This is a genomic window from Micromonospora okii, assembly GCF_020884795.1.
Classification (GTDB): domain Bacteria; phylum Actinomycetota; class Actinomycetes; order Mycobacteriales; family Micromonosporaceae; genus Micromonospora; species Micromonospora okii.
Map to the genome: position 1 here is coordinate 1 of NZ_BBZF01000031.1, position 23176 is coordinate 23176.

Annotated in this window: 18 protein-coding genes, 1 tRNA gene and 2 pseudogenes; 11 read left to right on the forward strand and 10 right to left on the reverse strand. The window is 74.1% G+C overall.

What is annotated here, in order from left to right:
* The 6 genes and pseudogenes from LPU43_RS27475 to LPU43_RS27505 all read right to left on the reverse strand — a co-directional run.
* A partial coding sequence (locus LPU43_RS27475) for an IS630 family transposase (protein ID WP_229403453.1) occupies positions 1-1075 on the reverse strand: 1075 nt, incomplete at its 3' end.
* Positions 1076-1170: 95 nt separating this feature from the next.
* Complete coding sequence (locus LPU43_RS27480; protein ID WP_229403454.1) at positions 1171-1584, reverse strand: hypothetical protein; 414 nt, start codon at positions 1582-1584, stop codon at positions 1171-1173.
* Positions 1585-1771: 187 nt separating this feature from the next.
* Positions 1772-3264 (reverse strand): annotated as a pseudogene (locus tag LPU43_RS27485) (tyrosine-type recombinase/integrase).
* A 68-nt stretch (positions 3265-3332) separates the two neighbouring features.
* Positions 3333-3405: transfer RNA gene (locus tag LPU43_RS27495), tRNA-Arg, on the reverse strand.
* Between the two features lie 129 nt (positions 3406-3534).
* A complete protein-coding gene (locus LPU43_RS27500; RefSeq protein ID WP_229403457.1) occupies positions 3535-4566 on the reverse strand; it encodes an alpha/beta hydrolase in 1032 nt (343 codons plus the stop codon).
* Positions 4567-4661: 95 nt separating this feature from the next.
* Positions 4662-5093: an HPF/RaiA family ribosome-associated protein gene (locus LPU43_RS27505; RefSeq protein WP_229403458.1), complete on the reverse strand. Its 432-nt coding sequence runs from the start codon at positions 5091-5093 to the stop codon at positions 4662-4664.
* 397 nt (positions 5094-5490) lie between these two features.
* Here LPU43_RS27505 and ssb point away from each other — a divergent pair, with 397 nt between their 5' ends.
* From ssb to LPU43_RS27530, 5 genes and pseudogenes are all read left to right on the forward strand, one after another.
* Positions 5491-6273, forward strand: coding sequence for a single-stranded DNA-binding protein (ssb, locus tag LPU43_RS27510; protein ID WP_229403459.1), 783 nt, complete (start codon positions 5491-5493; stop codon positions 6271-6273).
* A gap of 456 nt (positions 6274-6729) precedes the next feature.
* A complete protein-coding gene (locus LPU43_RS27515; RefSeq protein WP_229403460.1) occupies positions 6730-7560 on the forward strand; it encodes an endonuclease/exonuclease/phosphatase family protein in 831 nt (276 codons plus the stop codon).
* Between the two features lie 209 nt (positions 7561-7769).
* A pseudogene (locus LPU43_RS27520) lies at positions 7770-8735 on the forward strand (cobalamin biosynthesis protein); the annotation flags it as partial.
* A 179-nt stretch (positions 8736-8914) separates the two neighbouring features.
* Positions 8915-10549 carry a cobyric acid synthase gene (locus LPU43_RS27525; RefSeq protein WP_229403462.1) on the forward strand — a complete coding sequence of 545 codons (1635 nt, stop codon included), beginning with the start codon at positions 8915-8917 and terminating at the stop codon, positions 10547-10549.
* A 136-nt stretch (positions 10550-10685) separates the two neighbouring features.
* A complete protein-coding gene (locus tag LPU43_RS27530) occupies positions 10686-11747 on the forward strand; it encodes a hypothetical protein (RefSeq protein WP_229403463.1) in 1062 nt (353 codons plus the stop codon).
* Between the two features lie 95 nt (positions 11748-11842).
* Here the strand turns inward: LPU43_RS27530 and LPU43_RS27535 are convergent, their stop codons facing one another.
* Positions 11843-12244, reverse strand: a complete 402-nt coding sequence (locus tag LPU43_RS27535) for a rhodanese-like domain-containing protein (protein ID WP_229403508.1) — start codon at positions 12242-12244, stop codon at positions 11843-11845.
* On the opposite strand from LPU43_RS27535, the gene LPU43_RS27540 reads away from it, so the two are divergent.
* The 4 genes from LPU43_RS27540 to LPU43_RS27555 all read left to right on the forward strand — a co-directional run bounded on the left by LPU43_RS27540 (position 12179) and on the right by LPU43_RS27555 (position 16529).
* Positions 12179-12982 (forward strand): uridine kinase family protein, encoded by an 804-nt coding sequence (locus LPU43_RS27540; RefSeq protein WP_306416177.1) that lies wholly within the window; start codon positions 12179-12181, stop codon positions 12980-12982. The two genes, LPU43_RS27535 and LPU43_RS27540, sit on opposite strands and share 66 nt — an antisense overlap.
* A 145-nt stretch (positions 12983-13127) precedes the next feature.
* The gene (locus LPU43_RS27545) at positions 13128-14498 is read left to right on the forward strand and encodes a dipeptidase (protein WP_229403465.1); all 1371 of its coding nucleotides are present in this window, start codon (positions 13128-13130) and stop codon (positions 14496-14498) included.
* 73 nt (positions 14499-14571) lie between these two features.
* Positions 14572-14778, forward strand: coding sequence for a hypothetical protein (locus LPU43_RS27550; protein WP_229403466.1), 207 nt, complete (start codon positions 14572-14574; stop codon positions 14776-14778).
* A gap of 167 nt (positions 14779-14945) precedes the next feature.
* Complete coding sequence (locus LPU43_RS27555; protein ID WP_229403467.1) at positions 14946-16529, forward strand: ATP-dependent DNA ligase; 1584 nt, start codon at positions 14946-14948, stop codon at positions 16527-16529.
* 187 nt (positions 16530-16716) lie between these two features.
* Here LPU43_RS27555 and LPU43_RS27560 read toward each other — a convergent pair whose 3' ends face one another.
* Together LPU43_RS27560 and LPU43_RS27565 are read right to left on the reverse strand one after the other, a co-directional pair.
* Positions 16717-17625 carry a hypothetical protein gene (locus LPU43_RS27560; RefSeq protein ID WP_229403468.1) on the reverse strand — a complete coding sequence of 303 codons (909 nt, stop codon included), beginning with the start codon at positions 17623-17625 and terminating at the stop codon, positions 16717-16719.
* A 114-nt stretch (positions 17626-17739) separates the two neighbouring features.
* On the reverse strand, positions 17740-18621 hold the full coding sequence (locus tag LPU43_RS27565) for an SURF1 family cytochrome oxidase biogenesis protein (protein ID WP_229403469.1): 882 nt from the start codon (positions 18619-18621) through the stop codon (positions 17740-17742).
* A 193-nt stretch (positions 18622-18814) separates the two neighbouring features.
* On the opposite strand from LPU43_RS27565, the gene LPU43_RS27570 reads away from it, so the two are divergent.
* Both LPU43_RS27570 and LPU43_RS27575 read left to right on the forward strand, forming a co-directional pair.
* Positions 18815-20323, forward strand: a complete 1509-nt coding sequence (locus LPU43_RS27570; RefSeq protein ID WP_229403470.1) for a cobyrinic acid a,c-diamide synthase CobB — start codon at positions 18815-18817, stop codon at positions 20321-20323.
* Positions 20320-20889 carry a GNAT family N-acetyltransferase gene (locus LPU43_RS27575; RefSeq protein ID WP_229403471.1) on the forward strand — a complete coding sequence of 190 codons (570 nt, stop codon included), beginning with the start codon at positions 20320-20322 and terminating at the stop codon, positions 20887-20889. Before LPU43_RS27570 ends, LPU43_RS27575 begins: the two co-directional genes overlap by 4 nt.
* Before the next feature lie 64 nt (positions 20890-20953).
* Here LPU43_RS27575 and LPU43_RS27580 read toward each other — a convergent pair whose 3' ends face one another.
* A complete protein-coding gene (locus tag LPU43_RS27580) occupies positions 20954-23086 on the reverse strand; it encodes a transglycosylase domain-containing protein (RefSeq protein WP_229403472.1) in 2133 nt (710 codons plus the stop codon).
* Positions 23087-23176: the final 90 nt, after the last annotated feature.

The window sequence follows — 23176 nt, forward strand, 5'->3', positions numbered from 1 at the left end:
GGTAATCCGGGTGGCGGATCTTGGACCCGGTAGCGAATGCGGTTTTGGGTTTGGCGTGTTGGTTGCGCCAGCGGATGTAGTCGCCGATGGCGGTGTCCTGCTCGGTGTGGGTGTGGTGGTCGGTGCCGTTGAGGGCGAAGTACCGCACGGCGGCGAACTCGGCTTCGATCCAGTTCAGCCATGACGCGTAGGTCGGCAGGAACATGAGGTCGACGCGGTTGGCGGCGCACCAGGAGCGGACCTCGGGGTGCTTGTGCGGGGAGAAGTTGTCCAGGATCAGGTAGAGGTGCTGGTCGGGCCAGCGGCGGCGCAGCACCTTGAGGAAGCTGAGGAACTCCCGCCAGCGTTTGCGGTCGCGGATGCGGTAGTGCAGCTTGCCGGTGGTCAGGTCGAGGGCGGCGATCATGTGTCGTACGCCCTGGTCGCGGGTGTAGGTGGCGCGTAATCGCACTGGTTGTCCGACGGGTCGCCAGGCGCGGCCGGGGCGGGGTTGCAGGTTCAGCGGCCCGAACTCGTCGACGCAGAGGACCCTGCCGCCGGCGGGTGGGTGGTCGTAGAGGTCCAGGATTCGGCGCATCTTCGATGTGAAGTCGGGGTCGGTGCTGGCCTTCCACGTCTTGGTGGCCTGCCACGACACCCCACGCTCGTGCAGGATCCGCCGTACGGTTTCGACGCTGATCGCCGTGACGTAGCCGGCGTCGATGAGGTAGTCGCGCAGCTTGGCCAGTGACCAGCAGGAGAAGGGTTTGCCGAGGAAGCGGGGGTGGCACCGGGCGATGACGCAGATCCAGTCTCGGGTCTGCTCATCGATCTGTCTCGGTGCGCCCCCGCTCCATTTTGGGGACAACGCGTCGAACCCCCGCTCGTTGAACGCATGGATGACGTCGCGGACGTAGTCCTCGGTGACCTTCAGCAGGTGGGCGATGTCCGGGACCGGCTGTCCCTGGGCGGACATCAGGACCACGATCGCCCGGCGCGGCTTCACCGGGTCCTTCGCGGTCCTGGTGATCCGCTGCAACCGCTGTCCCTCGGCCATCGACACCTGCCGGACGAACACCTCCGGCCGTCTGCCCACCGGCCATCACCTCCCACCACGAGTGCTGAGAGACAGCCTGCCCGATCGGTACTCGAAACCGGCGGATTACACGATCAACGTTCAAAGACGAGGCACTAGCTTGCTGGCAGTGGGTCGAGCCGCCATCGCAGGTCCCTCGCGGCTAGGTACACGTGGGAGTACTGCGCCATGTCATCAGGTGTCCGAATGTCACCCGTGGGATCGAGGTCTAGGTGCAAGAGGCCAGCGTCGTCCCGCACCACTTGGGGCTGATCGAGCATCACCCAGGAGAAGGTGTTGATGTCGACAATCTTGCGGTGCACCAAGCCCTTCAGCTCGATCGTGAGCTGTACCCAGCCGGGCTGAGACGCGCGCCGGACCTCAACGACCACGAAGGCAGATTGGGCGGCATTGGGTCCGTACGTTGACCTCAGCGTCAACTCCCGGATGCATCCGTCGCCGCAGTCCACGACGGAGAGAAGGGCGGGGACACTCTCCGGCATCAGCTCACGCCAACCCTGCTCCGACACACCCGAAGCGTACCCATAGCAGAGGCCTAGCCGTCTGCTGACGGTCAACGGTCCGCAAACAGTCCGCAAGAGGTCGGCGGACGGCGGGGGAGTGGTGTGAGATGTCGAGAGATGTTTCCGCTGCTAGAACGCCATGTGCCCAGGTCGGCGGGACGGGCAGTTTGATCTCGTAATGCGGGTGTCGTCGTCATAGACGAGGGCCTGCGACGGTTGCTCGGCGACCTCGGATGACGCTTACCAAGCCCTCTGCGGTAAGCAGCGCCACGGCGCGATGAGCGGTTCCGACGGAGACGCCATGCGCTGAAGCCAGCTCGGCAACAGCGGGGAGTTGGTCGCCGGGCCGTAGCCGACCGGCGGTGATCTGCTTGCGTAGGTCGGCGGCGATCTTCTGATATGGGCTACTTGCCACACTGCGTTGTGTTGGCGCGGCGGGACGTGGCGGCATCCGGGCGGCCAGCGTCCCGGCCGCACGCTGATCCGATTCCGATAGCCAGGCCGCGTATACCCGCAGTGTCGTTGTCCCGCCGCCACCATGACCAAGCCGGCCGGCGACAGTCCTCACGTCGACACCTGCGTTGATCAGCTTGGTTGCCGAGTAGTGCCGCAGCGCGTGAATGTGGCTGGTTATGCCGAGCCGGGTAGCGAGTCGGCCGTACCGCTGGGTGATGGTGTCGGGTCGGTAGCCACGGCTGTTGTCCGGCTCGGGGGAGAAGACGTAGTCGACAGGATCGGCGTCCGCGTCGAGCTGGGCCAGGCGGTCGACGTACCGACCGTGCAGCTCGCGCAGCACTTCGATCGTCTCCGGGTCGAGCGCTACCCGCCGCTGCTGATGCGTCTTGGTGTCCTTCTCCCGCAGCTCGCCGTTCTCGTCCAGGTAGGCACTGCGCCGCAGGGTCAGCACACCGGCGGCCAGGTCGAGATGCTGCCAGCGCAACGCGCATAGCTCGCCCCGCCGGGCACCCGTCGTCATGGCGAGCCACACCAACGCGCCCCAGTCCGGGTCGCGCCACGACTCGCTGATGATGCGCGCGGCGTCGGCCGGGTTCGGTGGCTGCGGGTCGGGGTGCGGCGGCGCGGGTGGCTCGGCCTGACCTGCGGGGTTGACGGCGCTCCAACGCCACCGGACGGCGCGGCTGAGGGCACCACTGAGAATCCAGTGAATCTGGCGCACTGACGACGCGCTGAGCGGCTTGCGGACGTGCGGTCGGCACTTCGTCGTGCAGCTGTGCTCGCCGTCGATGCGGTGCTTTACATACGCCTTGCCGCCGCACCAGTCGCGGCAGCGGCGCAGGCTCGCGTAGAACGACTCCAACGTCTCGGCGTCGAGCCGACCGACCGGCAGCTTGCCGAGCACCGGCCGTACGTGCTTGTTGAGCTTGTTCACGTACCCCATGCGGGTGGTGGCCTCGATGTCGGCCACCTCAAGCCACCGGTCTAGGGTTGGTCGAGCGTGGCGCGGGTGCGCGGGTTGCGCCGCTCGTCGACCTGGGCCAGCAACCGGGTACGTGCCTTCTCGGCTTCCTTGGCTGCGGTGCGGCCGGCGGGGATGACCTCGGTCAGGTAGTGCCGTTTGCCGCTGATCGGGTCAACGCCCGCATAGACCTTCACGCGGAGTGACCCGCTGGGGAGGGTTTCGATCTCGCCGCGCTGGCGCTTGCTGCGTCCGTTCGAGGCTGCCACGGGGCCACCGTAGCGCGCTCGCACCACGGATAGCCCCACGCAAGCTGGTCAGAAGAGGAAAGTACCTGTGCGCCCGGCAGGATTCGAACCTGCGGCCTTGGGATTAGAAGTCCCCTGCTCTATCCGCTGAGCTACGGGCGCGCGTCGCGGGTCTCGCGCCAAGAGGGTACCGCCGCACCGAGGCAGGCGCGTGCGACGGGGCGGGCCCGTTTCGGCGCGCTGCCAGCCTCGCACGCCCCGTACGCCCAGGGCATCCCGGTTTCGCCCCGGTCAGTTCTGCGCGCCGGCCTCCGTACCCTCCTGGTCGCCGCCGTCCTCGGCCGGTCGCTCGCTGGCGGGCGCGGCGGGGGTCGGGCCCGCGCCGAGGAACGCCTCCGCCCAGCGGCCGACCTCGGCGAAGACCTTCTCGCGTACGTCGGGGCCGGAGAGGGTCAGGTCGTGCTTGCCGCCGTCGAAGCGGGCCAGGGTCACGTGCCGGCCGAGGCGGGGCGCCCAGCGGACCATGTGCTCCACGTCCAGGACGGCGTCGGCGAGCGCGGCCGAGTCGTGCCACTTGGCGCCCCGGAAGCTGCGGGTCGAGCAGGCCAGCAGGACCGGCACCTGGATGTCGAGGCCCGAGCGGAGCTGCCGCTGGCCGGCGCGCACGGCGGCCAGCCAGCCGGCCCGCACCGGGAAGCCGCCGAGGGGCTTCCACGCCAGGTCGTACGTCCACTCGCCGCGCCGCTCGGCGTGCAGGCTCTCGCCGTACACGTTGCTGACGCCGGCGGGGACGATGCGGCGCGGCGACCGGCCGGCCAGGCGGGAGACGGCGGCCACGAGGGGTCTGCGCACCACCCAGGGGGCGTTGATGTCGAAGAAGGGGCTGTTCAGCACGAGCCCGTCGACGATGCCGTCGTCGCGCCGGGCGTGCGCCCAGAGCGAGATGATCAGGCCGCCGGTGGAGTGACCCATGACGAGCAGGGTGTCGTGGCCCTCGTCCTCACGGATGATCTTCGCGGCGGCGTCCAGCTCGGGGAAGTAGTCGCCGAGGTCGAGGCAGAAGTTCGGGGTCTGGTGGGGCAGCAGGCTCCGGCCGTACTTGCGCAGGTCGAGGGCGTAGAAGTCCCAGCCGCGCTCGGCGAAGAAGTCGGCCACGTGGGTCTGGAAGAAGTAGTCGACGAAGCCGTGCACGTACAGCACGGCCCGCCCGGTGGGGCGGTCGGCCCGCCGGCGGACCAGGGTCGCGACGACCGGTCCCTCGTCGTCGGTGCCCAGGTCGATCGTCTGCCGCTCGTACGGCGGCCCCAGCACGTCCGGTTCCACGACCGCGACGGTACGCCGGGCGACTACCCGACGGTAGCCGGAAGCGGGAGGGTGGGACGTGCCCCACCCTCCCGGCCGGTCCGTCCGGGTGCCGGTCAGGCCGTCTCGGCGTCGACCCGGGCTGGCCCGCCGTCGAGGTCGAGGTCGATCTCCTCGGCACCCGCCCCGGCGTGGCCGGTGTCGCGCAGGTGCTTGTTGTGGCGGGGCTCCTGCTTGGTCTTGGCGTCGTTCAGCCGGCGACGCAGGTCGTCGCGCACGTCGTTCAGCGCGGCGTGCAGGTCCTCCTCCGAGGAGGTGGTGACGATCTTCTGCCGGCCGGCGATCCAGCACTCCAGGGTGACCTTCTGCCCCCGGGCCTCCCGGTCCTTCACCATCACCTCGAGCTGGGTGGCGTCGGCGTGGAAGCTGGCGAGCCGGGCGTCGAGGGTGGCGAACTGCTCGGCGATCCAGTTCCGGTCACCCTGCGAGAACCCGGCCCCGACGCGCAGGCACTCGGCCACGGTCGCGGGGTTCGCCACGGCGCTCATCGGCGCACCTCCTGCTCGGTACGGGCGGAGCCGGTCGTACGGAGTCGGCAGAGTGTCATCTTCCGCGGCCCTTCTGATCGGACGGCTGGCCGCCTGTCGTCGGCGGGGCTGCCGTCGGTGGTGCTCGGTTGATCACTGCTGTACCCAGTCCCGGTCGGTCCGGAAACGCCTCCCTCGCTGCCCCGCCGCCGGGCACCTCCGATCCTGGTGGCCGGCCGTCGGCGTGCCCAGGGCCGGTCGGCCTAGCACACCGGGACCTTGATCAGGTCGTTGTCCACAGGCCGCCGCGTCGTCCACAGGTACCGGCTTCGGTGGTGGCGGTGGAGGGCCGGGGGCGGCCAGGCTCGGCGGCGAGTCGACTCGCTCACGGCAAGCCCGATCTTCCCTTGGAGGGACGATGTTCGACACGTACATAACGATCGTCGGCAACGTGCTGACCGCGCCGGAGTGGCGGCGGACCACGCAGAGCGGCACGCTGGTGGCCAACTTCAAGGTGGCCTCCACCGCCCGCCGGCTCGACCGCGACAGCGGGCGGTGGGTCGACGGCAACAGCCTCCGCGTGCGCGTCAACTGCTGGCGGAAGCTGGCCGAGGGGGTCGCCTCCTCGGTGATGGTCGGCGACCCCGTCGTGGTCGCCGGCCGCCTCTACACCCGCGACTGGACCGACGAGGCCGGCAACCACCGCACCCTGTACGAGCTGGAGGCGGTCACGGTCGGCCACGACCTGTCCCGGGGGCGGGGGCGGTTCCTGCGCAACCGGCCGAGCATGGCCACGAGCACGGTCGAGGACGCCGAGGCCGAGAGCCGCGTGCAGGGTGAGCCAACCGAGCAGGTCCCGCGCGCCCAGGCCCCGGCCGCGCCGGACGACCGCCCCTTCGACGAGGAGTTCGAGCGGTACGGCTTCGACCCGGGGCGGGTTGCGTTCGACGGCCTGCCTGCCGAGGGTGGGCCGGTCGGCGGCACCACCTTCGACGACGACCCAGGCGGGGACGCCCTCACCGGCCGCGCCGTCGAGAGCGCCGTGGACGTCGGCGTGGGCGGCCTGGATGAGCTGGAGGAAGGCGGCAGCCTCGAGGGCGAGGGCGAGGGCGCGGACGCCCCGGCCGACGGCGGGCCAGACGCGGTGACGCAGAGCGGCCGGGGCCGGCGCGGCCGGGGTCGGGTCGGCGCGTCCGTCTGACCCCTGGGGAGGGGCGGGAGCGCTCGCGAACCCCACACGGGGGTGCCGTCGGGCGTCTCCCGCACATTCCGCAAAACCCGTCGCGCCTCATCGGCTCAACCGTCCGTGGCGACCGGCGGACAGCCGAGCGAATCGATGAGATCGGCAATCACTGCCGCGCCGTCCCACCGGCTGTCCAGCGTTATCCAGCTTCGTCCAGAAAGCGGGGAGGACATCTCTCGCGCTGTCACTCTCATCCCTGGCGAGGCGGTCACCGAGCGCCGGGGCAGCAGAAACGCCGAGGGGCAACCACCTTGCCGTCGGCCGCCCACGAGGGACTGACCCCTTGTCGTAAGGGGGCGACCGGCAGCGAGTGCCGGAGCAGAGCAGGCCGGGCGAACCGGCCCGACGAAAGGAATGGCAATGGGTATCCGTACCAAGCGGAGATTGTCAACGACGTTGGCGGGGTTGGTCACGATGCTGGTGGCGGGGTTCGTGACGCCCGCGTACGCCGGCCAGGCGAGCGCCGAGCCTGCCGAGGAGCCCTTGAAGCCGATCACCAACCGGTTCATGACATGGAACACGAACGGGCAGGGGCTCGGCACGCCGAGGGCGATCGCGGAGCAGATCAAGCACTTCCTGCCGCAGGTGGCCGCCTTGCAGGAATCCTGCCTGAACGAGGTGCGCGAGGCCGTGCGGCAACTCAACGAAGCGGGGTTCGAGTACGAGTACCGGAGCGGGCTGTCCGCCGTGAACTTCGGGTGTCCGGGTCGGCTGGGCACCGCGATCGTCTACGCCAAGGGCACCACGGTCAGGGCGCACAACAGGAAGGGCTACAGCGACGACGAGGGGTGGAGCGAGGCGCGTGGCATGCAGTCCTTCACCACCAGGCTCGACGGCCAATGGGTCCGGGTGTTCAACACGCACCTCAGTGCACCAGGCCACGAAAAGCTGAGGAAGTTGCAGGCCGCAGAACTGGTGACCGCCACGCGACCGCACCCTCGCGCGCTCGTTCTCGGCGACTTCAACACCCGGCCGTACGTCGCGAACGTCATGGGCCCGATCTGGCAGGCCGGGTTCAAGGACGTCGACCAGTTCTGCGGACCTGTCGAGGACGCCCGGTGCACCAAGACCCTCCCGAAGACGGGGCCTGGATTCCCCACCAAGGCGGCCAAGTTCGACTACATCCTCGGCCGGGGCGTGAACTTCCGTAGCTGCCGGCTGCACACGCCCACGGAAGACCACCGGATCGTGGTCGGCGACGTCACCGTGGCCGACGTTCCCCGGCCGGCGTGCACCGTGACCTGACGGAGGCAGCCGTCGGAGGTCTTCGCCGAGATCTTGGTACGAATCGGCCCCTCCAGGGGCCGATTCGTACCAAGATCTATCGATGTGGGAGTCGTGCTTTCGCGGGACCGGACGGGCCGGGGACGGCGAGCGTTGCTGCCGGACGGGACGATGCGGGGCCGGATAGGCTGGCCGGCCGGAGGTGGTGGCAGGTGCGGCAGTCGGTCGCCGTGGCCAACGCGGCAGGGCTGGTGGCGGGGTACGCCCTCGACGCCCTCCTCGGTGACCCCCGGCGTTGGCATCCCGTGGCCGGGTTCGGTCGGGCGGCGGGGGCGTTGGAGCGGGGCGTGTACCGGCCGGACCGTACCGCCGGGGCGGTCTTCACCGCGGTCGCGGTGGGCGTGCCGGTGGCGGTCGGCGCGGCGGCGGCGGTGGCGACCCGGCACCGGCCCGTCGGCCGGGCCGTGCTCACGGCCGCCGCGACCTGGACCGTGCTCGGCGGTCGCACGCTGCGCCGGGAGGCGCGGGTGATGGGCCGGGCGCTGCGCGGCGGGGACGTGCCGGCGGCCCGCCGACGCCTGGGGCACCTGTGCGGGCGCGACCCGTCGACGTTGGACGAGGCGGAGCTGGCCCGCGCCACCGTCGAGTCGGTCGCCGAGAACACGTCCGACGCGGTGGTCGCGCCGCTGCTGTGGGGGGCGGTCGCCGGGCTGCCCGGCCTGCTCGGCTACCGGGCGGCCAACACCCTCGACGCGATGGTCGGTCACCGCTCGCCCCGGTACGCGAGGTTCGGCACCCCGGCTGCCCGCCTCGACGACGTGCTCAACCTCGTCCCGGCGCGGCTGACCGGGCTGCTCACCGTCGCGCTGGCCCCGGCCGCGCACGGGGAGCGGGGCCGGGCGTGGCGGGTGTGGCGGCGCGACCGCAACGACCACCCCAGCCCGAACGCGGGGCAGTGCGAGGCGGCGATGGCCGGGGCGCTCGGGGTGCGGCTCGGCGGGCGGAACGTCTACTTCGGGCGGTCGGAGGTGCGGCCGTACCTCGGTGACGGGCCCCGCCCCGAGGCGCGGCACCTGAAGCGGGCCGCGCGGATCTCGGCGGCGGTCGGGCTGGCTGCTCTCGGCCTGGCCGCCGCGTACCCGGTCACCGCCGGTCGGCTGGTCGGCGCGGCGGCGCGGGGAGCCCGGCGCGGCCTCACCGCCGACCCGCGCGGAGCGAGGGCCGGGGTGCGCGGAAGGAACGCCGACACGAGCGGGGCGAGACCCGGGGTGGGCGGAACGAAAACCGATACGGGCGGAGCGAGGGCCGGGATGCGCGGAACGAGGGCCGACACGGGCGCGACGAGGGCCGGGGCACGCCGGACGGGAGCTGGGCGGTGAGCGGGGGTCTGCTGGTCGCGGGCACCACCTCCGACGCGGGCAAGAGCGTGCTCACCGCCGGCATCTGCCGCTGGCTGCGTCGGCGCGGGGTGAGGGTCGCCCCGTTCAAGGCGCAGAACATGTCGAACAACTCGGCCGTGGTGGTCGGGCCGGACGGCCGGGGCGGCGAGATTGGCCGGGCGCAGGCGATGCAGGCGGCGGCCTGCGGGATCGCCCCCGACCTGCGGTTCAACCCGGTGCTGCTCAAGCCGGGAAGCGAACTGTCCAGCCAGGTGGTGCTGCTCGGCGAGGCGGTGGAGACGCTGGCCGCCGGCAACTACCACGCCCTGCGGCCCCGGCTCGCCGAGGCGGCGTTCGGCGCGCTCGCCGAGCTGCGCGGGGAGTACGACGTGGTGGTCTGCGAGGGGGCCGGCAGCCCGGCGGAGATCAACCTGCGGGCCGGCGACTACGTGAACATGGGGCTGGCCCGGCACGCCGGCCTGCCCACGATCGTGGTCGGGGACATCGACCGGGGCGGGGTGTTCGCCTCGATGTTCGGCACCCTCGCCCTGCTCGACCCGGCCGACCAGGCGCTGCTCGCCGGCTTCGTGGTCAACAAGTTCCGGGGCGACCTCGGGCTGCTCCGGCCGGGGCTGGACATGCTGCGCGCGGCCACCGGCCGCCCCACGTACGGGGTGCTGCCCTGGCACCTGGACCTGTGGCTGGACGCCGAGGACTCCCTCGCGTACGGCCGGGTGCTCGGGCGGCCGGCGGCCCCGCGCGGCACCGACTGGCTGGACGTGGCCGTGGTCCGGCTGCCCCGGATCAGCAACGCGACCGACGTGGAGGCCCTGGCCACCGAGCCGGGCGTCCGGGTGCGGTTGACCGTGGAGCCCGCCGAGCTGGCCGCCGCCGACCTGGTGGTGCTGCCCGGCTCGAAGTCCACCGTCGCCGACCTGGCCTGGCTGCGCCAGACCGGCCTCGCCGACGCCGTGACGGCCCACGCGGCGGCCGGAAAGCCGCTGCTGGGCATCTGCGGCGGCTTCCAGATGCTCGGCCGGGCCGTGCACGACCCGGTGGAGAGCCGCGCGGGCAGCGTCCCCGGGCTGGGGCTGCTGCCGATCGAGATCACCTTCGCCGAGCGCAAGACCGTCCGGCGGGCGGCCGGCGTCGTCGCCGCCGACCCCGGGGTCCCGGTGGCCGGGTACGAGATCCACCACGGGTACGTCTCGGCGGCCGACCCGGCGCTGCCGCCCCTGTTCACGTACGCGGGCGGCGGCGAGGGGGCGGTGCTCGGCGCGGTGTGCGGCACCCACTGGCACGGGGCCTTCGAGTCCGACGCGTTCCGCCGCCGGTTCCTGACCGGCGCGGCCCGACTCGCCGGCCGCACGGGCTTCCGGGTGGCCCCGGACACGGCGTTCGCCGCCGTCCGCGAGCGCTCCCTGGACCTGCTCGGCGACCTGGTCGAGGAGCACCTGGACACCGACGCCCTGTGGCGGCTGATCGAGTCCGGCCCGCCCGCCGACCTGCCGTTCGTCCCGCCCGGCGCGCCGCATCTCGTTCCGCCCACGGCACGCACCGCCCCGCCGCCGATCGGCACAGATTCAGGCAATGCGTCGTCGCGGAGCGCGAAGAGGCCGCAGATTCGCTGAATCCGCGCAGCGGCTCCCGCGCGGAAAAGGGGGTGGCGTGTCGCACATTTCGTGTGCGGGCAGGTCATTTCGTCGGGGCCGTTCCGGGGGGCGGACGAGGGCCGGTTGGGGCGGGGGTGATCGCTAGGCTGCGCCGATGTTTTTCAATCGCAGGGGGAAGCTGGCGGACCGGATCGCCCACGTCGAGGCGGCGGTGCGCGAGCACGACGCCGACGCCATGACCAGGGCCGTGCCGAGGGTCTGGCAGGCGGCGCAGCAGGCGTCCGTCGCGGAACTGGACGCGGCGCTGCCCCGGTGCGTGGCGCTCCTGCCGCAGCTCGGCCTCGGTGCCGGCGGTCAGTTCTCCGTCCTCTGCGGTGCGCTGGTCGAGCTGGGCGCCCGCCCCGACGCGCTGGTCGCCCCGGTGGCTGACGGGCTCGCCGCCGCGCTCACCGGGGCGCTGCGGTTCCGCGACGGCTGGCAGCGGGTACGCGGGGACGACGAGCTGCCCGACCCCGACGACCCCGCGACCGTGGAGGGATCGATCGGCGTGCTGTCCGGGGCGTACGACGACGAGCGGACCGCCACCGACGCGGTCCAGGGCTGGTACGCGGCCGGCACCTGGGCGATGCCCGCGATCACCCTGTTGCAGCAGTCCCCCGCGATCCGGGCCGCCTTCCCGCACCGGGAGCGGCTGCTCGACGCCGGAACGGCGCTGGCCGGCGAGCGGCCCGACCTGGAGTGCGTCCTCGGGCTGCTGCGGGTGCTCGACGGCGAGCGCCTGCTGGTGCTGCACCGGGCGAGCGGCCGGGGCTGGCGGGTCACCATCGACGGGGTCGCCGACAACTTCCAGCTCCACACCCTGCTGGCCGGGGCGCTCGCCGGACCCGCAGAGCGGGGGCTGATCGCCGGCCTGACCGTCGAGCCGTCCTGGGTCGCGGTGGCCACCGACGCGCCCGAGGAGCGCTTCGGCGGCACGGTCGTCGGCAGCTTCAACCTGGTCGACGGGCACGGCAAGTGGATCTGGAACGAGGGCGCCCCGGCGGACATCCCGCTCCTCGACGACGCCCGCGTCGTGGTGCTCGACCCGCCGCCGTACCAGCGGAGCTGGAACAACATCCGGCGGTTCCCGCTGATGACCGCGTCGCTGACCGTGGACGCGGCGCTCACCGAGGACGAGGCGACCGACTGGCTGGCCCGGGTGGCCGACCCGGCCTGAGCACCGGGAGAGCCTGAGGGGGAGAGCCCGAGCGCCGGGACAGCCCGAGCGCGGGCAGAGCCCCAGCACGGGCAGAGCCCGAGCGGGAGGGCGGCTCAGGGGCGGACGTCGGCGGGGTGGTCGGCCAGCGGCAGCCCCGCCTCGATCCACGCCTCCACGCCGCCGATCAGGTCGGTGGCCCGGTGCAGGCCGAGGGTCCGCAGGCTGGCCACGGCCAGGCTGGAGCTGTAGCCCTGGCGGCACACCACCACGATCTCCCGGTCGTACCCGGTGGCCTCGGGGATGCGCCAGTCGCTGGCCGGGTCCAGCCGCCACTCCAGCACCGTCCGGTCGATGACGACCGCCCCGGGCAGCTCGCCCTGGTCTCGGCGTTGGGCGTCGCTTCGGGTGTCGACGAGCAGCGCGCCTCGGCGTACCGCCTCGACGGTCTCGTGCGGGGTCAGCCGGCGGACCCCCGAACGGGCCTGTTCCAGCAGGGCGTCGACGCCCGGGCTCATCACGTTGTGGCGCACGGCACGATCATGCCGAGGCGCGCGGGGGTCCGGGCGGCGAAACGGCCCCGGTTCGACCGGACGGGTACCCGCCGGGGCGGGGGCGCTAGCGTCGGGACCGTGGGGGTGCCGGTCGTCGAGACGTACGCCGGGCTGGGCCGGCGGGTGCTGGCCGGGCCGGCGCGGCTGGGGCGTACCCGGCTGGTGGCGGTCGACGGGCCGAGCGGCGCGGGGAAGAGCGTCTTCGCCGCGCGCCTCGCGGACGCCCTCGCCGCGCTGCCCGGCGGCGGGCGGCCACCCGTGGTGCACACCGACGACCTGCTCGACGGCTGGGACGACCAGTTCACCTTCTGGCCCCGGCTGGAGGAGTGGGTGCTCGGGCCGCTGCGGGCCGGGCGGCCGGGCGCCTACCGGCGGTACAGCTGGGTGCGCGGGTGCTTCCTGCCCGGGACGGTGCCGGTCCCGCCCGCCCCCGTGATGATCGTGGAGGGCGTCAGCGCGGCGCGGGCGACCGTCCGGCCCGAGGCGACCCTCGCGGTCCTCGTCACCGCGCCCGCCGACCTGCGGCTGACCCGGGCTGTCGAGCGGGACGGGCCGGGCATCCTGCCCGAGCTGCGCCGCTGGCACGCCGGCGAGGGGGCGCACTTCACCGCCGACGGCACGGCCGACGCGGTGGACCTGGTGGTCGACGGCGCACCGACCCTCGCCCACGACCCCCGCACCGAGTACGTCCGCCTCCGCTGACGGGCCGGGCAGGGGCCTGGTCGAGCGGCGGGCTGTGGCCGAGCGGCGGGTCAGGGAGGGGCCCGGCCGAGCGGCGGGCCGGGGAAGGGCCTGGTCGGGCGGCGGGCCGGGGCGGGGGCGGTAAGGGCGGCATACGATGCCGGTCATGACCTCACCGATTATCTCCGACGCCGAGGTGCTCGCCGCCGTCGAGCGCGAGCTGCCCGGCGTCCGCGCCGACCTGGAGCGACTCGTCCGCATTCCCGGCATCGCCTTCGAAGGCTTCGACCACTCGCATGTGGAGCGTTCCGCCGAGGCGGTGGCGGAGCTGCTGCGCGGCTGCGACCTCGACGTGAAGGTCGTGCGGTCGGGCGGGCAGCCGGCGGTGATCGGGAAGAGGCCCGCCCCGCCCGGCGCGCCGACGGTCCTGCTCTACGCCCACCACGACGTCCAGCCGGTCGGCGACCTGTCGCTGTGGGAGTCCGACCCGTTCGAGCCGGTCGAGCGCGACGGCCGCCTCTACGGGCGCGGCGCGGCCGACGACAAGGCCGGGATCATGGCGCACGTCGCGGCGCTGCGCGCGTTCGGCGACCGCCTTCCGGTCGGCGTGGTCCTCTTCATCGAGGGCGAGGAGGAGTACGGCTCGGACTCGCTGGAGCGGCTGCTGGCCGAGCACCGCGACGAGATCGCCTCCGACGTCATCGTGATCGCCGACTCCGGCAACTGGGACATCGGGGTGCCGGCGCTGACCACCTCGCTGCGCGGCATCGTCAACTGCTTCGTCGAGGTCCGCACCCTCGACCACGCGGTGCACAGCGGCATGTACGGCGGCGCGGTCCCCGACGCGCTGACCGCGCTGGTCCGGCTGCTGGCCACCCTGCACGACGACGCGGGGGACGTGGCGGTCGCCGGGCTGGTCGGGCGCGGGGGCGCGACCGTCGACTACCCGGAGGACCGGTTCCGGGCCGAGGCCGGGTTGAGCGAGGGGGTGTCGCTCATCGGCACCGGCCGGATCACCGACCGGATCTGGACCAAGCCGGCGCTGGCGGTGCTCGGCGTCGACGCCCCCGCCACCGGCGAGGCCCCGAACGCGCTGGTCCCGGCCGCGAAGGCCAAGCTGAGCGTGCGCCTGGCCCCGGGCGACGACCCGAAGCGCGCGTACGCGGCGCTGAGCGAGCACCTCACGAGCCACGCCCCGTGGGGCGCCCGGGTGACGGTGACCTTCGAGCACGACGGCGACCCGTGCGTCATCGACGCGTCCGGGCCGATGTTCGACGCGGCCCGCGACGCCTTCCGTACGGCGTGGGACGGCACCGACCCGGTGGACATCGGCATCGGCGGGTCGATCCCGTTCATCGCCACCTTCCAGGAGATGTTCCCGCAGGCCGCGATCCTCGTGACCGGGGTCGAGGACCCGAACGCCCGGGCGCACGGCCCGAACGAGAGCCTGCACCTCGGCGAGTTCGCCCGGGTCTGCGCGGCCGAGGCGCTGCTGCTGGCGAAGGTGGCCGCCGTCGGCACGAACGGGACCAGGTGACGAAAGCGTAACGTCGCAGTTCATCCGGGCGTTTTCGGCGTGTCGGGGGGCGGGCTGTTATAGCCTTTCGAACATGAGTACGAACGAGGTGATGACCCGGCTCGAAGCCGCCGTCAGCGCTCTGGGGGACGTCGACGTCTCCGCGTGGCCCGAGGCCACGCTGAAGGAACAGCTCGGTGAGCTCTCCACCGCCCTGGTCACGCTCGACGGCCTGCTCTCCCGGGTCGCCGACGAGGTGCGCGCCCGTGGCCTGCGCATCGAGGAGCCGGTCTCGGCCTGAGGGGGCCCGAGACCCTGCGGCCCCGACGTCGGGGGGCGTTTCGGGGCCGCAGGTCCGGGTGCCCGCTGGGGTGCCCGGGCCGGGATGACGCGGCGGGCCGGAGGCGGCAACCTCCGGGGCCGGCCGCGTATGTCCAGCGGTGCGGGGGTGGCTGGCAGGATGGGAGCGTGCGGTTCCTCGACCTGGCGGCCACCTCCGCCGCCGTGGGCGCCACCAGCGGCCGGCGGGCCAAGGTGGAGCTGCTCGCCGCCGCCCTGCGGGGGCTCGACCCGACCGAGGTGGAGGCGGGCTCCGGGTGGCTCGCCGGGGAGCTGCGGCAGCGGCAGACCGGCGTCGGCTGGGCCGGCCTGCGCGACCTGCCGCCGCCGGCAGCCGAGCCGACCCTGACCGTCGCCGGGGTCGACGCCGCGATCGACGAGATCGCGGCCGTGCGTGGCACCGGCTCGCAGGCCCGCCGTCGGGCCCTGCTCGCCGCCCTCTTCGCCGCCGCCACCGCCGACGAGCAGCGCCTGCTGCGCGGGCTGTTCAGCGGCGAGCTGCGCCAGGGCGCCCAGGCGGGGCTGCTCGCCGACGCGGTCGCCCGGGCGGCCGACGTGCCGCTGGCCGCCGTACGCCGGGCCCTGCTGCTCGCCGGGGACCTGCGCGCCGTGGCGGTGGCCGCCCTCGGCGGCGGCGCGACGGCGCTGGCCGACTTCGGGCTCCGGGTGGGCCGCCCGCTGGCCCCGATGCTGGCGCAGAGCGCCCCCACGGTCGACGAGGCGCTCGCCGCGACCGGCGTGCCCGCCGTGGTTGACGTGAAGCTCGACGGCATCCGCATCCAGGTGCACCGCTCCGGCTTCGACATCGCGGTCTTCACCCGCAGCCTCGACGACATCACCGCCCGGGTGCCGGAGGTCGTCGCCGCCGTCCGGGCGCTGCCCGCCCGCGAGCTGGTGCTCGACGGCGAGGCGATCGGGCTCGACGCCACCGGCCGGCCCCTGCCGTTCCAGCAGACGTCGAGCCGGGCCGCCCGCCGGACCACCCCCAGCGTCCGCGGTTCCGCCCCGGTCGCCCCGGCGGTGCTCGCCGCCGCCGGGACCACGGGTGAGGCGGTGCTGACGCCGTACTTCTTCGACCTGCTGCACCTCGACGGGGAGGACCTGATCGACCGGCCCGGCCACCAGCGGTGGGCGGCGCTGGCCGACGCGGTCGACGCGCCGCTGCTGGTCGGGCGGGTGGAGATCGACGGCCCCGAGGCGGCCGGGGCGGCCTTCGCGGCGGCCCTGGACGCAGGGCAGGAGGGGGTGGTGGTCAAGGCCCCCGACGCGCCGTACGACGCCGGGCGGCGCGGCGCGGCCTGGGTGAAGGTGAAGCCCCGGCACACCCTCGACCTGGTGGTGCTCGCCGTGGAGTGGGGCAGCGGCCGGCGCGCCGGCTGGCTGTCGAACCTGCACCTCGGCGCGCGGGACCCGGCCACCGGCGGGTTCGTCATGCTCGGCAAGACGTTCAAGGGGCTCACCGACGAGGTGCTGCGCTGGCAGACCGAGCGCTTCCTCGACCTCGCCGTGTCCCGGGGCGACCGGGTGGTGCGGGTCCGCCCCGAGCAGGTCGTCGAGATCGCGTTCGACGGGGTGCAGGCCAGCTCCCGGTACCCGGGCGGGATGGCGCTGCGCTTCGCCCGCGTGGTCCGCTACCGCGACGACAAGAGCGCCGCCGAGGCGGACACGGTCGACGCGGTGCGGGCCGTCCACGCCGGCCGCCGCCCCGCCTGACCGGGCCGACGGCTGCGCTCGGGCACCGGCCGTGCGCCCGCAGCCGTCCGGCGCGGCCCGGCGCCCGCAACCGTGGCGAGCGGCCGTACGTCCGCAGTCCTGCGCCCGCAGCCGTGCGGGCCATGTCGCCGACGTGGCGGTATCCCGAGCCCAGGACACCGCCACGTCGGCGACATGGCAGGTCGGGTCAGGCCGACAGCGACCGGGCGTAGTTGACCTGGTTGTTCAGGTGGACGACCTGGCCCTGGTCCGTGACGGGGATGCGCGCCACGTACTGCCGCCCGCCGCTGGTGACGGTCACCTGCACGGTGCCGTGGTGTCGGGTCTCCTTGATCAGCAGGAACAGCAGGCTGAAGATGGTGAGGCAGAAGAACCCGAGGACCGCGCAGACGATTGCCCAGGTGGCGACCTTCTCCTCCCGCTGCCAGTAGTCGGCGATGTGCCACTGGGCCCCGGCCAGCGGCAGCACCCCGGCCGGGGTGCGGATCTCCGGCGGGGCCACCAGGATCTCGCCGATCTGCACCGCCCCCGCCGCCGGTGGGACGCCGTACGGCGGATGGCCGGGCTGCGGGCCGACGGGCCCGGTGAACAGCGGCGGGTGCGGCCCCGGCGGCCCCGAGTACGGCCCCGGCGGCGCGGAGTGCGGCGCGGGCGGCCCGGAGTACGGGGCGGGCGTTGCCGGGTACGCGGCGGGCGGCCCGGAGAACGGGGCGGGGGGCCCGGAGTGCGGGGCGGGCGGTCCGGAGAACGGCATCGGCACGGCCGGGGGCTGGGCCGATGCCGGGAACTGGGCCGGAGGTGCCGGAAAGTGTGTCGGTGCCGGGAACTGGGCCGGTGCCGGGAACTGGGCCGTCGGGGGGAGCGGGGCGGGGGGCGGGAGAGCGGCGAACGGGTCGGTCGGCGGGGTGGGGGCCGGGGGAGCGGCGAACGGGTCGGCCGAGGCCGGGAAGCCTGCCGGCGGGGTCGAGTACGTCGTCGACCGGGGCGCGACTGCCCACGGGTCGGCCGACGGGGTGGCCGGCCCCGGGGTGGCCGCGGACTCCTTCGCGGGCTCGGGGTCCGGCGGGTACGGCGGCGGCGTGGGCTCAGGGGTCACGGGCACCCCCCACGGTTGTCCATCACGCGGCGGACACTACAACTATCCCCCGTGCCCCGGCGACCCGCCGGTTGTCCGGTCCACCTGGTACGGCGGCCGACGGGCAGGGGGCCGTCAGACCGGAGTGCTCGGGCTGGGCTCGGCGGCCCGGTCGGTGGGCTCGGCACGGTCGCTCGGCTCGGCGGCGCGGTCGGTGGGCTCGGCGGCCCGGTCGATCGGGCCGCGCGGCTTGTCGAGCCCGGCCATGCGGCGGGCCTCGCGCCGGGCCACCCAGCCGAAGCCGACGAGCGTCATGGCGGCGAACAGCCACCACTGCACCACGTACCCGAGGTTCTGCCAGTTGTTGGCGTGCCCGATCGGCACCGCCTTGAAGACCGGGTCGGCGGCCGGCGTCTGCTCGTCCAGCAGCACGTACGCGCCGTGCACGGGGTAGGGCAGCTCGCGGGCCAGTTGGGGCACCCCGATGCGCCGGGTCTCCAGCCTGCCGTCGCGCCGGTTGACGGCCACGTTGCCGCTCTCGGTCGCGTGCACCCGGCCCACCACGGTCACCTCGCCCTGGGGCAGCGGCGGCACCTGCGGCTGCGCCAGGGCGCCGCCCGGGGCCGGCGGCACCCAGCCCTGGTCGACCAGCACGGCGGTGCCGTCGGCGAGGACCAGCGGGGTGACCAGCTCGAAGCCCACCCGGCTCTCGGCCGTCCGGCCCCGGACCAGGACGACGTTCGCGGCGTCGTACCGCCCGGTGACGGTGACCCGCGTCCAGGTGTCCTCCTCGGCGGGGGCCGGGCCGGCGGTGCCGGCGCCCCCGGCAGGGGCCCGCACGGCGTCGCGCAGCGGCACGGGGGTGGCCCGCTGGCCGGCGTCGATCCGCTCGTTGATGGCGGTGCGGCCCTCGTAGCGGTCGAGCTGCCAGTTGCCGAGGAACACCATCGTGGCAGCGGCGACCAGGGTGAGCGCGAAGATGCCCAGCCAACGTGGCGTCAGGAGGAACCGGTACACGCGTCGAGGCTACCCGTATGACCGCCGCCACGACCCGGGGCGGGCCGTCCGGGTCGGGTGCGGGCCAGGAACCCCGGCCGCCGCGACGTGATGCCTTCGGCAGCCACCCGTTCCCCGGTCGGGCCGGTATCGTCACGCGGGCGGTTCGTGCGGAATCGCCCGCCGCCGCACCACCTCGCCGCAGGAGCCGCTGATGACCGTCGTGCCGCGTCTCGTGCTCAGCGCGCCGTCCTCGGGGCACGGCACGGGTGCCGTCGCGCTCGGGCTGCTCCGCGCGTTCGCCGACCGGGGGCTCGCCGTCGCGGGGTTCAAGGTCGGGCCGGACCAGGTAGACGCCGCGTACCTGGGGCTGGCCGCCGGCCGTCCCGGGCGCACCCTCGACCCCCGGCTGGTCGGCCCCGGGCGGGTCGCGCCGCTCTTCGCCCACGGCGCGGCCGGCGCGGGGCTCGCGGTGGTGCAGGGCACCATGGGCCTGTACGACTCGGTCGCCGGCCAGCCCGAGACCGAGTCCACCGCCGCCGTGGCGACCGCGCTGCGCAGCCCGGTCGTGCTGGTGGTCGACGTGGCGGCGATGGGGCAGTCGGTGGCCGCCCTCGCGCACGGCTTCCGGGCGTACGACGAGCAGCTCTGGCTCGGCGGGGTGATCCTCCACCGCGTCGCCTCGCCCCGGCACGAGGCGACGCTGCGCGAGGCGCTCGACGACGTCGGCATCCCGGTCTACGGCGCGGTGCGCCGACACGAGCTGGCGTCGGCGCTGCCGGCCCGGCGGCACGGCGTGGCCCCGGTGGTGGGTCGGGACGCCGACGCCCTGCGGGCGGTGCGCCGGCTCGGCGCGGCTGTGGCCGCCGCGCTGGACCTGGACCGGCTGCTGGCGCTGGCCCGCTCCGCCCCGCCCGTGCCCGGCGAGCCGTGGTCACCGGAGCGGGCCGAGCCCGTCGGAGGGCCGTCGGACGAGCCGGCCGGGGAACCGCCAGCCGGAGGACTGCTGGCCGGGGAGTTGCCAGCCGGAAGGCCGCCCGTCGGGGAGCCGCCCGCCGGGGGACCGCCGGTGGTGGTCGCGTTGGCCGGCGGGGCGGGCGGCGACTACGCGCCCGCCGAGACGGCGGAGCTGCTGCGGGCGGCCGGGGCCGAGGTGGTCCGGGTGGACCCGCTGCGCGACGAGGCGCTGCCCGCCGGCACGGCCGCGCTGGTCGTCGGCGGGGGCCTGCCCGAGGCGTACGCGGAGGAACTCTCCGCCAACGGCCGGCTCCGCGCCGCGGTGGCCGAGCTGGCCGGGGCCGGGCGGCCGGTGCTCGCCGAGGGCGCCGGCCTGCTGTGGCTGGCGCTGGAGCTGGACGGGCTGCCGATGTGCGGGGTGCTCGACGCGGTGGGCGCGAGCCGGGAGGGCGTGGTGGTGGGCTACCGGACGGCGACCGCCCGCACCGCCAGCGTGCTCGCCCCGGCCGGGGCGACGCTGGTCGGCTACAAGGAGCACCGGGCGGTCCTCACGCCCCGGGCCGGGCGCTCCCCGGCGTGGAGCTGGGACGGCGGCGCGCCCGAGGGGTTCGTCCTGCGGGGCGTGCACGCCTCGCAGCTCCGGGTGCACTGGGCCGGGTACCCGGGGATCGCGGCGCGCCTGGTCGCGGCGGCACGGGCCGGCGGGACGCCCACACCCGAGGCGGCGCCCAGGGCCGGGGGCGCGGCGGTCGGAGCGGGCGCGTGATCGGGCAGGTGGCCGTCCGGCGGTTCCCGGTGCTGACGGTCTCCACCCCGCGCACCGAGGTCCGGCCGCTGACGGCGGCCGACGCCAAGGAGGTCGACGAGGTCTTCGCCGACCGGCGGACGCAGCGCTGGCTGCCGATCGCCGAGTCGTCCGGGCAGATCGACGGGCACGCCTGGTGCACCGACCTGGCCCGGCAGCGCCGCGACAGCGGCGACGGCGACCACTACGCGGTGCTGCGCCGGGAGGACGATCGGGTCGTGGGCTGCCTGTGGACCCGGCGCACCGACTGGGGCGCCCGGGTGACCGAGGTCTCCTACGCCCTGGCCCCGCACGCCCGGGGCTTCGGCCTGGCGGCCGAGGCGGTGGACGGCGTGGCCATCGCGCTGCTCCTGGAGCACGGCTTCCAGCGGGTGGAGCTGCGCGTCGCCCCGGGGAACGTGGCCTCCCGGCGGGTCGCCGAGAAGGCCGGCTTCACGTACGAGGGCCTGCTGCGCAACGCGGGCGTGGTCCGCGGGGCCCGCGTCGACCTGGAGCTGTGGTCCTTCGTCGCCGCCGACCTGCGCTGACGGTGACCGTACGCCCGCCGACCTGCGCTGACGGCGGGCGTACGGCGGCCGGCCGGCGCGCCGGTCAGCCGACGATCGCGTCCGAGGGCGGGGTGAACTCGCGGGTGGGCTGGCCCTTGAGGGCGTCGCGGAGGGTCTGGGCCACCGCGTTCACCGGGATCTGGGCCTGGCCGTCGCCGACCGCGTTGAACGGGTTGTCCGGGTCGGCGATGAAGCTCGCCGCCGCCAGCTCCGGGGTGTAGCCGACGAACCAGGCCGATCGGGTGCTGTCCGTGGTGCCCGTCTTGCCGGCCACGGGCCGCCCGACCGTGCCCCGGACGCTGTCCGCCGTCGACCAGCCGCCGCACCCTCCCCGCTGCGGGGTGTCTCCGGTCGGGCAGCGGGCGGCGTCGGTGGCGGCCCGGGCCGCGTCGGCGCTCACCACCTGGCGGCAGCGCGGCTTGGCGATCTCCCGCTGGACCCCGCCGGGCGTCGTGTACACGGCGGGGGTGCCGTCCCGGTTGCTGATCGACCGCACCGGCATCGCCTCGCAGTACCGTCCGTCGGCGGAGATCGCGGCGTACGCGTTGGCCAGCTCCAGCGGGGTGGCGTCGGAGACGCCCAGGGTGAACGCGCCCCACTTCTTCGCCTTGGCCGGCGACGCCTGCTCCCGGTCGACGTCGGTGCGCCAGCGCAGCCCGAGCTGTTCGGCGAGCCGGACCGACGCGTCCGCGCCGACCTTCTCCTCCAACTGGACGAAGTAGGTGTTCACCGACTTGCCGAACCCGGACCACATGGTCTGCCGGCCGGTCATCGCGCCGCTGGCGTTGGACGGGGACCACCCGTCGTACACCTCGGAGCGGTACTTGTACGGCGAGTCGTACGCGGTGGACAGCGGCATGCCGGCGTTCAGCGCGGCCAGCATCGGGAACATCTTGAACGTCGATCCGGCCTGGTAGCCGGGCAGGTCGCCGCCGCCGAGCAGGGGCGCCACCGTGTTCGGGAAGTTCGCCTTCACCTTCGGCCCCGCCTCCGGGTTCGAGCTGGGCCCGTTCTCGCTGAGGTCCAGCGAATACGTCCGGTTGACCGCCATCGCCTTGACCCGGCCGGTGCCCGGCTCGGCGACCACGATGCCGTTGGCGTACGGGGTGCCCGTGTTCTCCTTGGCCCCCACGTTGTTCTCCGCCGCCTCCTGGATCTTCGGGTCGATGCTCAGCACGATCCGGTAGCCGCCCCGGCGCAGCTTGTCCATCCGTTCCAGCCGGTTCTCGCCGAACGCCGGCTGGGCGCTCCACCAGTTCTTCAGGTAGTCGCAGGCGAAGCCCCAGCTGTTGTACTTCTCCGGCAGCGAGGCGCAGTCGTTGGACGGGTTGGTGAGCTTCAGCCGGATCGGCTCGCTCTTCGCCGCCGCGGCGGCGTCGGGGCTGAGGTACCCGAGCCGGGCCATCCGATCGAGCACGTAGTTGCGCCGGCCGGTGGCGTCCTTCTGGTCGGAGGTGACCGGGTCGTACTCCGAGGGCGACTTGACCAGCCCGGCGAGGGTGGCCGCCTCGGCCGGGGTGAGGGTGGCCGGGGTCTTGGAGAAGAAGATCTGCGCGGCGGCGTAGATGCCGTACGCCCGGTGACCGAAGTACGCGGAGTTGAGGTAGCGCTCCAGGATCTGCTCCTTGCTCAGCTCCTTCTCCACGTCGAGGGCCATCCGCATCTCCTTGATCTTGCGCAGGCTGGTCTGCTGGGTGGCCTCCTGGACCTCCTGCGGGGTCGTGGCGCTGTCCCGCAGGGCCATCCGCACGAACTGCATGGTCAGGGTCGACGCGCCCTGGGAGACCCCGCCGGCGCTGAAGTTGGCCACGAAGGCGCGGGCGGCGCCCTTCGGGTCGACGCCGCGGTGCTGGTAGAAGCGGCTGTCCTCGGCGGCGACGATGGCCTGCTGGATGTTCGGGGACATGTCCGACAGCTTCGTGTAGCGCCGGTACTCCTCGTAGAACATCGTCAGCACGGTCCTGCCGTCCGGGGCGTAGAGGTAGGAGGTCTCGGCGGGCAGCGCGGTGCGCAGGATCGCCGTCTTCTGCTCCATCTCGTGGGCGGTGGCCTTGGCGCCGAGCCCGGTGACGGCGGCCAGGGGGTAGAGGGCCCCGGCGACCACGATCCCGACGATCAGCCCGGCGCGGAGGAGAGGAACGGAACGACCAGCGGCAGCAAGGGGTCGATTGCTCACAGGGTCAAGCTATGACATTTCCGATTCGAAAATGAGAAGAACTCATGAACCGCCCGGCGGTCGGTCCGGTGGTGACGCGGCCCACGCCGG